Origin of the sequence: Leptothermofonsia sp. ETS-13, assembly GCF_049200465.1 — a bacterium.
In the GTDB taxonomy this organism is placed as follows: Bacteria; Cyanobacteriota; Cyanobacteriia; order Leptolyngbyales; family Leptolyngbyaceae; genus Leptothermofonsia.
In genome coordinates this window covers 911,339-924,718 of the sequence record NZ_CP120836.1, presented here as the reverse complement: position 1 = coordinate 924,718, position 13,380 = coordinate 911,339, and the positions used below count along the sequence as shown (strand labels likewise).

At 50.9% G+C, this 13,380-nt stretch carries 9 protein-coding genes and 1 pseudogene; 5 read left to right on the top strand and 5 right to left on the bottom strand.

Going from position 1 to position 13,380, the window contains the following annotated elements:
- Positions 1-56 precede the first annotated feature (56 nt).
- Positions 57-284: pseudogene (locus tag P4D80_RS04245) on the top strand (IS1-like element transposase); the annotation flags it as partial.
- A gap of 219 nt (positions 285-503) precedes the next feature.
- Here the strand turns inward: P4D80_RS04245 and P4D80_RS04240 are convergent.
- The gene (locus tag P4D80_RS04240; RefSeq protein WP_421659623.1) at positions 504-737 is read right to left on the bottom strand and encodes a hypothetical protein; all 234 of its coding nucleotides are present in this window, start codon (positions 735-737) and stop codon (positions 504-506) included.
- A 133-nt stretch (positions 738-870) separates the two neighbouring features.
- On the opposite strand from P4D80_RS04240, the gene P4D80_RS04235 reads away from it, so the two are divergent.
- Positions 871-1,104, top strand: a complete 234-nt coding sequence (locus tag P4D80_RS04235; protein WP_421657631.1) for a transposase — start codon at positions 871-873, stop codon at positions 1,102-1,104.
- A 202-nt stretch (positions 1,105-1,306) separates the two neighbouring features.
- Here the strand turns inward: P4D80_RS04235 and P4D80_RS04230 are convergent, their stop codons facing one another.
- Positions 1,307-2,866: a phytoene desaturase family protein gene (locus P4D80_RS04230; protein WP_421657630.1), complete on the bottom strand. Its 1,560-nt coding sequence runs from the start codon at positions 2,864-2,866 to the stop codon at positions 1,307-1,309.
- A gap of 451 nt (positions 2,867-3,317) precedes the next feature.
- On the opposite strand from P4D80_RS04230, the gene pruA reads away from it, so the two are divergent.
- Complete coding sequence (pruA, locus tag P4D80_RS04225; RefSeq protein ID WP_421657629.1) at positions 3,318-6,374, top strand: L-glutamate gamma-semialdehyde dehydrogenase; 3,057 nt, start codon at positions 3,318-3,320, stop codon at positions 6,372-6,374.
- A gap of 526 nt (positions 6,375-6,900) precedes the next feature.
- On the opposite strand, the gene P4D80_RS04220 is transcribed toward pruA, so the two are convergent.
- On the bottom strand, positions 6,901-8,424 hold the full coding sequence (locus P4D80_RS04220; RefSeq protein ID WP_421657627.1) for a carotenoid oxygenase family protein: 1,524 nt from the start codon (positions 8,422-8,424) through the stop codon (positions 6,901-6,903).
- A 40-nt stretch (positions 8,425-8,464) separates the two neighbouring features.
- Positions 8,465-9,934: a folate/biopterin family MFS transporter gene (locus tag P4D80_RS04215; RefSeq protein WP_421657625.1), complete on the bottom strand. Its 1,470-nt coding sequence runs from the start codon at positions 9,932-9,934 to the stop codon at positions 8,465-8,467.
- Between the two features lie 399 nt (positions 9,935-10,333).
- Here P4D80_RS04215 and P4D80_RS04210 point away from each other — a divergent pair, with 399 nt between their 5' ends.
- Positions 10,334-11,458 (top strand): site-2 protease family protein, encoded by a 1,125-nt coding sequence (locus tag P4D80_RS04210; protein ID WP_421657624.1) that lies wholly within the window; start codon positions 10,334-10,336, stop codon positions 11,456-11,458.
- Between the two features lie 148 nt (positions 11,459-11,606).
- On the opposite strand, the gene P4D80_RS04205 is transcribed toward P4D80_RS04210, so the two are convergent.
- Positions 11,607-12,290, bottom strand: coding sequence for an HAD-IA family hydrolase (locus tag P4D80_RS04205; RefSeq protein ID WP_421657622.1), 684 nt, complete (start codon positions 12,288-12,290; stop codon positions 11,607-11,609).
- A gap of 90 nt (positions 12,291-12,380) precedes the next feature.
- Here P4D80_RS04205 and P4D80_RS04200 point away from each other — a divergent pair, with 90 nt between their 5' ends.
- The gene (locus P4D80_RS04200; RefSeq protein ID WP_421657621.1) at positions 12,381-13,103 is read left to right on the top strand and encodes a pyridoxine 5'-phosphate synthase; all 723 of its coding nucleotides are present in this window, start codon (positions 12,381-12,383) and stop codon (positions 13,101-13,103) included.
- Positions 13,104-13,380 lie beyond the last annotated feature (277 nt).

Below are 13,380 nucleotides of genomic sequence, written 5' to 3'. Positions count from 1 at the left end.
GATAATGGTCAAAGAGAACAGAATGACTTGAATCTGTCAATCCCTTCTCAATTACAGTGAGAGTACTCAAACCCGTACATTATCCAACATGCAATAACCCGAATATCATCAAACACGGCAAGATAGCTGAGGACAAGCAGCGATATAAATGCTGCAATGCCGGATGCCCTCGTCATAACTTCGTCCTAAAGTATTCCTACCGCGGCTACTTACCTGACGGTAAGCAACAGATGGGTGAGATGGTACTCAATGGCAGTGGCATTTGCACTACTGCACGAGTCCTCATACCAATTCTATTTTTATCTGCTACAGATAGAGAAAGGAAGTCAGCAGGAAAGGAATTATCATGGTCGGGGTGTGCAAAATCAAGATCCCTCAAAGCGAAGCAGAACTACAAAGAACTGCTGCGAAAGCAGAAAACAGTAAGCAGTAAAGAATGGGTGCAACTGCCTTATCTGCTCAAAAGTCAACAGGTTGAGAGTATAACCCAGACAGCGAGCATCTTAGGACGCAACCGAGTCACGCTTGAACGGTGGTTTGGCAAATACCGAGAGGGAGGCATGGGACAGGTGCTTACGACTGAGTGGAAATGAGGCCGAAAACGGCATATTCCGGTTGAAGCGGAACAGAAACTGCAAACCCGACTTGAGCAACAAGATGGGTTTAACTGCTATGGCGAGATTCAACAATGGCTCAAACAAACCTCTGGAGTAGAGGTGAGCTACCCGGTGGTGCATCTACACGTGCGTTATCGGCCCAAAGCCAAGTTATAGCTCTACGCGGGTGCGTTAAGACATTGGAATTATAGAGGGAGTGGGGGCTTCGCCCCCAGCCAGGGGTGTGGAACCCCTGTACTTCGTCCTAACCATAATGACTACCGCTGTATCTGAGCAATTTCCCCATTCTCTCAACATCATTCAACTCGATAATGCCTTCGCTCATCCCACCAAGTCTTTGCAGGTGCATGACAACATCTTGTTAGGTTTTCAACCGGCTCATGCTCCAAAACTCAATCCAATTGAGCGGCTCTGGCAGCACCTCAAGGCAGCCTTTGCTTGGCAAAATTATGAGGATTTCAACCAACTGCGCAAAGCACTGGCATAGGAGGTGCAGAAACTAGAGTCACAGACGATCGCATCACTGACCGGATGGAACTTCATCCTCGATGCACTATCTGTAGCGGGTATTTCTGAATTGGTATTAGTAGTGGCAACCTGAGCGATCGCTCTCCGTCTTTAGAACGAATCTAACTGCGCTTCCAGAGGGGGATTTATTTTATGAGTGCGATCGCCTGCTATACCTGACGCTAAACTTCAACCAGTTGCCTGGATGGTGTTGATGACCTCCAGGCAGATTGACCTGTAATTAGCTCCACCACATCCATGCCATTACCAATTACCCCTGGCACACTGGGATAGCCTGCACTGGCTCCAACCAGAAAGAGGTTTGGCAATTCAGTGGTATATCCGAGCCGATTCAAGCCAACCTGGTTTGGAACCAATTTAGCACCATAGATGTTTCCCTGGGGTTGTCCCAAATAGTACTCGCTAGTTGTGGGCGTACCGTACACTTTCATGCGGGCATAGGCATCTACATCGGGAATTAAATCTCGAACGCTAACCATAATTTCCTTGTAAATCTCCCGCTTTTTGGCTTTGTAAGCGTTGAGATCGGTTTTGTGCAGTTCCTCAAAGAGAGCGTAGGGACAAACGGTGGCAATCTCCAGGACGTGATGCCCTTCTGGTGCCATGCCTGGTTCAGGGGACTTCATGGTTGGGCAGGAGAGAAAGATCCAGGGATGGGTGAGGTTGCCCTGCAATTGCTGCTGGTACTCACGGTTGAGGTCGCCTGTGGGATAGTACCAGATATTCCAGTTACCAATGCCATATCGTTCCGGCTGAAAGCGACTGTCTAACCCTAGGTAAATGTTAAACGCGCTGGCAGAATATTCATACCCGGTGAGGCGCTGATATTCTCGCTGTGATAGAGCATTGGGGTGATGCATCAATTGAACGGTAAGTTTGGGGTCCAGGTCGCTGATGTATGCCCGGTTCGCGTGGTAATTTCTTCCCCCTGCGGTGACGTACTGCACCTGGCGATCGCGGACCTCAATATGCTCAACTGGCGTAGACAATTGAACGATTCCATTTCTGGTAGTAATGGCTTCCACAATACTGTCTACAAAATGTTTGAAATGGTGTTTGGGATAATAAGCCCCTTCTGAGTAGTCCCAAACCAGAGAAGTGTGGGTAATGAGAGCAATTTCATTGGGGGGTAAGGCATAGTCGCCACTCTGCCCTGCCAGCAATGCCTGGAGTTTGGGAGAAAGCCCCACCTGGTCATACAAATCCTGTAAGGTCCAGTTGCGTTTTAGAAAAAGATTCCAGTATTTTGGCAATTTCAACCAATCGGTCCACTTCTGGTCAAACCAGCGCACCTCTCGCACCAGGTCGTGGATTTCATGGTGCAGCTGGGCGATCGCATCGCAATAGCGTTCAATTGCGGGGGCTTCTTCTGGAAATGTGGCAATCAAACGGGCCCGCAGTGTTTCCCAACCCAGGGGAATTTTGAAATCGACTTCGGGGGTAATGACTCGATCAATGCAATCGGGATCCAGACTTACAAATGAAACCTCCCGATCAATGTAGCTTAAAAACTGATGGATTGTTTGCCCCGGAGCACATTGTGAGATGTAGTGTACGTCTGCACAGAAGCGGTAATTCCCATAGTCAAAGGTATGGCAGCATCCACCCGGTAAATAGTGTTTTTCCAGTACGGCAACCCGGTATCCCTGACGCGTTAAGCAAGCAGCCGCTGAGAGTCCACCCAGTCCAGATCCCAAAATGACAAAATCAAAGCTTTCCATTTTAGCCTCCTCTGGTGATCTCGCTACTCTTCTAGGGTAAATAGAATCGCCGCAACTGTAACGTTGTAATTGTCTATGGCGGTTTTCATTTGAATGGGGTACTTCACACCCTTGAAAAGGGCTGTATAGATGGCTTTCCTGAAAGTTGGCTGACAGCCCAATCTCCGATTTCTCGACTAGATTGAACTGTAGCATGCGGATCGATAAAGAAGTCGGAGATCGGGTGAAGTCTGGCCCTTTGTTATAGCTGTCGCCAGGTTGATTAGGACATTGGTTTTAAAGGAGGGTGGGGGCTGCGCCCCCAGCCAGGGGTTTCACCCCTGCACCTCGTCCTGAGCCTGGTGGGTATAGCTGGAGTTCTTGAAAACATCCGTTGTAAACGTCCATTACAACAGGGATTCAACCATCAGAGCTACAATAATTGGATTCCCTAAGCCAGGAGTCTACTGCTGTGGTTGCTCTTTCGCCCAATCCCTACGAAGAAAAAACGATCGCGATCGCCCGTCAACTGTTATCCGCTACCCGTGAGAATCGTTCCTTTTTTGCCCAAATACGGGATCAGATGCGTTGGGATGATCGGCTGTTGGGGTGGGCGATGAGTAACCCTGGCTTGCGCGTGCAACTTTTCCGCTTGATTGATTGCCTTCCCTCTTTGCAGAGTAAAGCGGAAATTGCTCGCCATTTGCAGGAATATCTGGGCGATAAAACTGTCGAGTTACCGGCAGCACTAAAGGGCATGCTCAACTTTGCCAATCCCGACTCCATACCCGGACAAATTGCGGCAACAACCCTTTCTACCGCAGTGGAAACCCTGGCTCATAAGTACATTGCAGGTGAAACCATCCAGCAGGTGATCAAAACCATTGAGCGTCTGCGTAAGGAACGGATGGCGTTTACTGTGGATTTGCTGGGGGAGGCGGTGATTACGGAAGCCGAGGCCCAATCTTATCTGGAGCGCTATCTGGAACTGATGGAGCAACTGACGGAGGCTGCAAACCGCTGGTCAACCGTAGAGCAAATTGACCTGGCTGATGGGGAGCTTTTGCCTAAGGTGCAGGTATCGGTGAAATTGACAGCTTTTTACTCCCAGTTTGATCCGCTAGATGAGAAGGGTAGCCAGGAAAAGGTGAGCGATCGCATCCGGCGGCTTTTGCGGCGGGCAAAGGAACTGGGGGCGGCTGTCCACTTCGATATGGAGCAATACCAGTACAAGGAAATGACCCTCACTATCCTGAAGCAATTGCTGATGGAAGAGGAATTCCGTACTCGCAGCGACATTGGCGTCACGCTTCAGGCTTATTTGCACGACAGTCATCACGATTTGAAAGACCTGATCGCGTGGGCTAAGGAGCGGGGAACTCCCGTAACTGTGCGGCTGGTCAAAGGTGCCTACTGGGACCAGGAAACGATTAAGGCGGTTCAAAAGAATTGGAAACAACCCGTTTTTAATGACAAAGAATCGACGGATGCCAATTTTGAGGCCATGACCCGGTTACTACTGGAAAATCACGAGTATCTCTATGCCGCAATCGGCAGTCACAATGTGCGATCGCAGGCCCAGGCGATGGCGATCGCTCAATCCCTCAACATTCCCCGTCGCCGCTTTGAATTGCAAGTCCTTTACGGTATGGCTGATAAACTGGCAAAAGCTATGGTCGATCAGGGGTATCGTGTGCGGGTTTACTGCCCCTACGGGGAACTCATCCCCGGCATGTCCTACCTCATCCGCCGTCTGCTGGAAAACACCGCCAATAGTTCCTTCCTGCGCCAGAATCTGGAAGAACGCCCGGTAGAAGAACTCCTGGCGCCCCCTGTAATGGCTCCTCAGGAGCCAGGAGTAGAAGGGGGAAGGAGTGATGGAGTGATAGAGTGGAAGAGTAATGGAAAGGACTATCACCCCATTACCCCATCACCCCATTACTCCATCACCTCCCCACTTCCCTTTCAAAACTCCCCCGATACCGATTACGCCGGGGTCGCCCAACGAAAACAGATTGGCTATGCACTGCAATTAGTACGGCAAGAGTTGGGCAAGACCTATCTGCCGCTGATCAATGGGGAATTTGTTCAAACTGAAACCTGTGTCGATTCGTTGAATCCTTCCAACTTTCAGGAGAAGGTAGGTCAGATTGGGTTGATCAGTGTGGACCAGGCAGAACAGGCGATCGCCGCCGCCAGAGCTGCTTTTCCGGCCTGGAAGCGCACCCCAGTTAAAGAACGGGCCGCTGTTTTGCGGCGGGCTGCTGACCTGATGGAGGAGCGACGACAGGAATTGATTGCCTGGATGGTACTGGAAACTGGAAAGGTGGTGAAAGAAGCCGATCCGGAGGTGTCCGAGGCGATCGACTTCTGCCGTTACTATGCGAATGAAATGGAGCGATTAGAAAACGGTATTGCCTACGATTACCCCGGTGAGACGAACCGCTACCGTTACCAGCCGAGGGGCGTTTCCCTGGTTATTTCACCCTGGAACTTTCCCCTGGCAATTCCTACGGGGATGACCGTTGCTTCCTTAGTGGCGGGTAACTGCACCCTGCTGAAACCGGCTGAAGTTTCTTCAGTAGTTGCAGCAAAACTGACCGAAATTCTGGTGGAAGCAGGCATTCCCAAAGGAGTGTTTCAGTATGTCCCTGCTAAGGGATCGACGGTGGGAGCACACATGGTCAAACATCCCGATGTTCACATGATTACCTTTACGGGCTCTCAGGAAGTGGGTTGTCGCATTTACGCCGACGCCGCCATTCTGCAACCGGGACAGCGACATTTGAAGCGGGTTGTAGCAGAAATGGGAGGCAAAAACGCCATCATTGTGGATGAAAGCGCAGACTTGGATCAGGCGGTGCAGGGTGTGGTCCAGTCTGCCTTTGGTTACAGTGGTCAGAAGTGCTCCGCCTGTTCCCGTGTGATTGTGCTGGAGCTAATCTACGATACCTTTTTGCGGCGATTGGTGGAAGCGGCGCGATCGCTCAACATTGGCCCCGCAGAACACCCTAGTACCAGAGTGGGACCAGTCATTGATGCCAGTGCCAGAGATCGAATCAAAGAATACATCGAAAAGGGGCGGGTGGAATGTGAGGTGGCGCTAGAAATGCCTGCCCCGGATGGAGGCTACTTTATCGGTCCCGTCATCTTCCGGGATGTGTCACCCAAAGCCGTTATTGCTCAAGAAGAAATCTTCGGTCCCGTCCTGGCCGTGATGCGAGCCAGAACCTTTGATGAAGCTCTGGAAATTGCCAACGGCACCCGCTACGCCCTGACTGGCGGACTTTACTCCCGCACACCCTCCCACATTGAACGAGCCCAGCAAGAATTTGAAGTGGGTAACCTGTACATTAATCGAGGAATTACGGGGGCGATCGTGGCACGTCAGCCCTTCGGTGGCTTCAAGCTTTCGGGGGTAGGCTCAAAGGCTGGTGGCCCTGATTACTTGTTGCAATTCCTGGAACCCAAAGTTGTAACAGAGAATGTACAACGACAGGGCTTTGCTCCGATTGAGGGTGTAGATTAGGGCAAGAAGACAGACAAACTCTCGCTTCAGATTAGCAAGTCATCGATTCGTTAATATCGATACCGTTTCAAATACTGTTTCCAATGTTCACAAACGCTCTCTTTCTAGGGATCTGAGGGAGTGACTCAAAACTTTTTATTTAAGTAGATAGCCGTAATTATAACGGTAGTCATTGTGGTTAGGTCGGGGTGCAGGGGTGGAACCCCTGGTTGGGGGCGAAGCCCCCACTCCCTCTCTAATTCCAATGTCCTAACGCACCCGCGTAGAGCTATAAAGACCACATTCAAAAACTGGCCCACTCAACCAGCTACACATTTCAGCCGCTACCTTCTTAAAGCCCTTACCCCTAAACGGTTTTATGAATTTCGCCCAAGCTTAGGAATAAGGAGCGGGGAGGCTTGACAGTACTGAACCAATCTGCGGCGAGGGGCGGTCACACAACGCTACAGGGGATCACACTGAACCGCTGGTAGTTTGTATTCCGATCTCATTTCCAACAAAAAGAATTCTCCATGTCAAAGTTGAATCAACCAGGCATCTGATTCCCGACAAAACACTGGGATGTAAAGCTGCCATGCAATCCATAGGGAACATGATGTTTCAGGTACAGGCGAGCAATTGGTCCCTGATTCAAATCACAGGCATCCAGAATGGCGAGATAGGAGCGATCGCAACTTGCATCAAATACCAGAGTCAGTAACCACCCCTCCTCTTCAGCCCCATTGGAGCGAGGCACAAAAACGGGCTCGCCCACATATCCCCTGGGAGCCGCACTCCAGAGTTGGCGATCGCCCGACTCCAGATCGACCTTTAAGATTGCCTGATTGGGAGCATTTCCCTGAGGCGCATGAGCCGCTGCCAGATAAGCGTAGCGGTAGGGTCGCCCAACCTTGCTGGGGTGAACAGAGGGAAACTCACAACAGCGGCTTTCGACAAGCTGACGCTGAACTTTCCCCGTTTCCAAATTCAGTTGAAACCGCCAGAACTGACCCGGTGAAAGCGCTTCAAAGTCGGTTTGTCGGTAATCAGCATCTGGTTCTACGGAGGGCAGGGATGCGTAGCAGATGGAATCAATGATTAACTGATTTCCCTGTTCAAACGCATTCACATGATGAAAAACAAACCCTGACGTAACTTCAAAAATTTTAGCTGGTTCTCCCAGTTGCCGCCCCTTAATGCCTGCCTGCCGCGGAATGAGAACAATCCTGGTGGGTTGATCGGGCTGAAACGTAATACATTGCCCGGCGGAGCGAAAACCCAGTGCATAGGGTAGCGGGTTAAAACTAACCGGATTCTGGAAAAAGATGCAGTAGCGGGGAGTAATCACAAAGTCGTGAATGAAGGCAAAACCCGGAACAACCTGAGAATACTGGTGAACCAGCTTGCCCAATAGGTTGAACTCGTAAATGGTGAATTTGGATGAGAGCCCCGGTTTGATGGAGAAATTGACCAGGCAGGGTTGGCCACCATTGCGATCGCAACCTGGATCAATCCGGGGATGGGCTGCAAACGCCTCTCCAGGCTTTAACAAACCGTCCAGATAGTCCAAACCCAAAGTGTCTAGAGTAGAAGGGTCAAGGCGGTGGGGTTCAGCCGCTTCCCACAATGCCAGCAACTTCCCACCCCAGTAGATGACATGGGTATTGGCGATATTCTTTAAGCGAAAGTCAAAGGCATTTGCCAGCCACCCACCAGGCTTTTGGGTGCCAAATACCCCCCGGTAGAGGATGCATCCCACTTTTTGCTCCTGACAATAGCCTTCCGTCCGAACAAAGCGATTGCGGAAGTGCACCCGTCCATTTTTGAACGAAATAGCACAGATCATGCCATCCCCATCAAAGGGGTGGTGCAGCCGTTCCCCGTTAATATCCAGCAGACCTGGACCATTGCGAAATAGCGTTCCGCACAGGTCGGACGGAATCTTACCATCCACATCCTCAATCCAGTAGTCGAACTCCTCCTTCAAAGAGTTGTAGCCCCTTTGCCAATCCTCTCGGTTGTAGGATTGTTTTGCATGAGGTGCAATCTGTTTACCAGTCAGAGTTTGCATCGCTATTTGAAGTTGTAGATTTTAAGAAAAATGGCCTTCCTCAGTCATCTGACAGGATGAGAGACTCTTCCGTTTCACGGGTTGAGGTATTGACTAGCTCGGTTAGCAGGTCGGGCATGAAGGGTTGTTCCAGGTGTTTGGAGGCGGAGGAGTCAAAATCCAGAGCAACAGGCACGGATTGAAGAGTGGGGGCGGTTTTAGAGCCCTCCTCATCACTTGCAGGTAGCCAACCTAACAGAGGCAAGGGTAACAGAGTACTAAGGTTAGTAATGACTATCAACAGAGCTAGATTGGTGAAATTGTTCTCGGTAATGCCCATCCAGTGCATCAGCAGGGCTCCCGATTCATAGGAAAGCAAACCAGCCAGATTGACCACTGACATCAACAGGGCAAACAAAGTCGCCTCAACCCCCGGAGGACAGAGCCGCGCTGCCAGTACCAGAACGGGCATAAAGGCAATCTGCCCCATGACCGTCAATACCAGGCTATCCCCGATGCTGAACCAGCGATCGCTAATGCCCAGTGCCCGGTTCGCATGGGTTACCAGTAACAGCGTTGACAGCCCCAGAATCGCAGAAATCACCGTAGACCAGCCAAAAATCACTCGATACGGTACGGTTTTCAAAAACCGCTGGAACAGCCATACCCCAATCAGAGCGGCCAGACTCGTTACCAACCGTACCCGCCCCAAAAACTCTGGGTCGAAACCCAATTCATTGGTAGTGAAGAAAAAGAAGGCAGATTCGGCGGTGGGAGTTGCCTGCCAGAGAAACAGAAAGGCCGTAGGCATCCAGATGGACTTCTGACTGACGGCTTCCCGCAGTTGCCCAAGCTGATGCCAGACAACAGACCAATCCGCTTTTTCCGTTATCCGGGATTCACTGATCAGCCACGCCACAAGAGACACAATCAATGGAAAGGTGGCTGTAATACCAAAGACAGTGCGGGTACTGAAATGCTGTAACAGAGAACCGCTGAAGTAGGCAGTTAGAAGTCCTCCCACGGCTGTCGAGCCCCAACAGAGGGACTGGAGTGAACCAGCATCTCCCAGCGACTCTTGTCGTGCCCGTTCAACTACAATGGAATCGACAATCACATCGCTAAAAGCAATGGAAAGAGAACTGAGGGCGATCGCGGCCATAGCTGCCCAGGCAGAGTGAACCACCGTTGCCAGAGCCACCCAGGCAAGCGCACCCATCAACCCAGAAAGAATCAGGTAGGGACGCCGTCGATAGCCCCAAATCGGCATTCCATCCGAGATGAAGCCAAACAGCGGCTTGACCATCCAGGGCAGGGCTGCAAATCCGACAAGAGCAGAAACTTCAGCAGGGCTGAGGCCCAAATCATCTTTGAGAAAAAAGCTTACGGCCAGTCGGGCTAAACCTAAAATTCCCTGCACAAAGTAGACCAGCAGGATCGCGATCAACTCGGCAGAGGGTTCATGCCCTAAGAAAACCTTTTCAGAGAGAGAGTTTTTGATTTTGGCTAGACCTGTGGTCGATACAATCATTGATATTTGTTAATAAATATTTATCAATCGTCCCTATCATAACGAAACCCTCTATAAAAGTCTCGTTTGTGGACAGTGGCATAGCCAACATTAGGGGAGATGGGGGACGGGGAGATGGGGGTTGTCAATTTTTTTGTGGCAATCCTGGAAAGGGGTCAAGGAAATCAGGGTTTCAAGGAGTCAGAGCCCCATTTCTAGAACAGCCTCAGTAATACCCCACCCCCTCACCCCTCACCCCTCCACCCCTCCACCCTCCCTCTCTAACCCCTCATGGAGAAAAACCGAACGAAGTAGGGCGGTTATTGCTCCCTAAAAGATCCTGAGAAGCTTTTAACAATTCGTTACAATCAGAGCATCAGCCAGAGTCAATCTCTGGAATTGGATTTAGAGGTAGCTGTTATGAACGGCAATATCCGCGTTGGGAATTTGTTTGGAATTCCCTTTTACATCAACCCCTCCTGGTTTCTGGTGCTTGTTCTGGTGACCTGGAGCTATAGTGGTGGCTTGGCAGCTCAATTTCCGGGCTTACCCATCGGGGTTCCCTTACTGCTAGGGCTATTTACCGCTCTGTTACTGTTTGCCTCCGTACTGGCCCATGAACTGGGTCATAGCTTTGTGGCTCTGCGTCAGGGAGTAGGGGTAAACTCTATTACACTGTTTCTATTTGGTGGGCTTGCCAGCCTGGAAAAAGAATCTGAAACGCCTGCTGAGGCATTTTGGGTTGCGATCGCCGGTCCCCTAGTCAGCCTGTTTCTGGCTGGGCTGATTGGTATTGTTGGCTATACCTCAGCCGCAACAGGACCGCTGGCCGCCATTCTTGGCCTGCTGGCTTCTGTCAACCTGGCGCTGGCACTGTTCAACCTGATTCCAGGTTTACCGCTGGATGGTGGCAACATTCTTAAAGCGACTGTCTGGAAGATTACGGGCAATCCCTACAAGGGCATGAAGTTTGCCAGCCGAATGGGCCAGGTTGTTGGTTGGGTTGCGATCGCCACCGGCATCCTCCCGCTATTTGTAACAGGTAGTTTCGGAGGTTTTTGGAACCTGTTAATCGGCTGGTTCCTGCTACAAAATGCGGGCCAGGCGGCTCAATACGCCTCCGTGAAAGAACAACTTGATGGGTTAACTGCCGCCGATGCCGTGACCCCCAACAGTCCAGTTGTCTCTGCCCAGCTTTCCCTGCGAGAATTTGCCGACCAGCTCATACTCAACCCAGGTCAATGGCGTAAGTTCCTGGTAGTCAATGCCGATGATCAACTGGTGGGTGAAGTGGCCGTAGACAGTTTAAGGATGGTACCAGGCGATCGCTGGTCAGAAACCCTGGTGGGAGAGCTGGCAAAACCTGTCGATGCTTTCAGAACTGTTCCCTCAAATCAGCCATTGATGGATGTGATCAAGATTCTGGAAGAAAAGCAATTACCCGCCCTGACCGTCATCCGTGATAACGGAATCCTGGTTGGACTGCTTGAGAAACCATCAATCATCAATCTCCTCCAACACCGAACCCAGGCAACCCCTGCCTGACCCTCCCTATTTCCCCTCGTTCCCAGGCTATGCCTGGGAATGTCTATTTGGGGGCTCGGTCTCTGATCAGGTAACAACACTCCCCTACCCGGCAGCCCCTACCTGTAATAACACGAGACGTTATTCCCACTTGATCAATACACTGAACCTATCCCCTATCACCTACTACAGCTTTTCTCCGTAGCCAAATACCTCGCATTCCTATAGCCAAAGCAGCCTGGTAATCTTCTTCAAAGCTATCGCCGATATGCCATGCAAACTCAGGAAGGCAATCGTGTTTTTGGAGAGCGATCGCAAAAATTTTCGCATCGGGTTTAGCTGCTCCCACTTCCGTCGAAATCGTAATCGATGCAAAATAATCCATTAAATCGAGTGCTTGGAGTACCTTGTAAAGACGTGAATCAAAATTAGACAGGACACCAAGCTGCACTCCCATTGCTTGCCATCGTTCTAAGGCCGGACGCACATCGGGATACAGAAACCAGGGTTCAGCCGCAGCAAAGTGAGCATACAGTTCAGCAAAAAATTCTTCAAAGTTGGAAAAGCGCTGGAATGCATCCACCTGCTGAAACGTTTGGATTGCGATCGCCCGCCACCACGCAAACTCCTTCCTCTGAATTGTGACCGGATCCGTTTCCTCAAACGCAGGCGCTCCTGCTGCCTTAAAGCTTCTGAAAAAAGCCCGATTCAGAGCCACCGCAGAAACCTCAACCCCAAACCGACGCGCAACTTCCCCATAAATCTCGCCAACACTCCCCCGCACCCCAAACAGGGTTCCAACGGCATCCAGAAAAATCACCCTGGGAAACTTGCGATCGCTTTTATCTCCCATCACTCATCTCCCCATCTCCCCATCCCCCACTTCTACCCCACTCCTCCCTTAAAATCAAATGTGAACCTTTTCACCCATGGAGGACTCCCCTTGCCCACCCTTGGCGTTAACATTGACCACGTTGCCACGATTCGACAGGCGAGACGGACGGTGGAACCTGACCCCGTTGCAGCAGCGGTTTTAGCAGAGTTGGGAGGGGCGGACGGCATCACCGTTCATCTGCGCGAGGACCGCAGACATGTTCAAGATCGGGATGTGCGCCTGTTACGGCAAACCGTTCGCACCCACCTGAACCTGGAAATGGCGGCTACGGATGAAATGGTCGCGATCGCCCTCGATATTAAACCCGACTACGTTACCCTCGTTCCCGAACGGCGAGAAGAAGTTACCACCGAAGGTGGTTTAGATGTGGCAGGACAGACAGACCGCATGGCAGAAGTCGTGGATAAGCTTCAGGAAGCCGGTATTCCCGTTAGCCTGTTCATCGACGCCGATCCGCGCCAGATTGAAACAGCAGCGGAAGTGAAAGCCAGATTTATTGAACTCCACACTGGCCAGTACGCCGAAGCCCAAACCGAAGCCAGCCGGGAGAAAGAACTCAAGACTTTAGCAGAAGGATGTGGATTGGCGATCGCCGCAGGCTTACGAGTCAACGCGGGACACGGGCTCACCTACTGGAACGTTTATCCAATCGCCTGCCTCCCCGGTATGGAGGAACTCAATATCGGACACACCATCATCAGCCGTGCCGTTCTTGTTGGGTTAGAGCGTGCCGTCCGCGAAATGAAGCAGGCCATCCGGGGAGATTTGTGAGTTAAGAAATATGAGATCACTTCCTTAAGTTTAAATAAAACCCTGAAATCTAAAGACTCTTGTGGACACAAGCTCCTATACTCAATATTTGGAATTAAGTAGGTAGTCATAATTAATTGGTAAGGGGGAAGTGGGGGTTGCGCCCCCAGGCAGAGGGTTTCACCCCCTCCACCCCCGAAATTATCCTTAATTTAATTGTGTCTAGCTACTTACTGGAGATTTCGCTCTTAGTCCTCTGATTCTGAGCGATTTTGTGTTTGAGACCACTCCGCCCCCT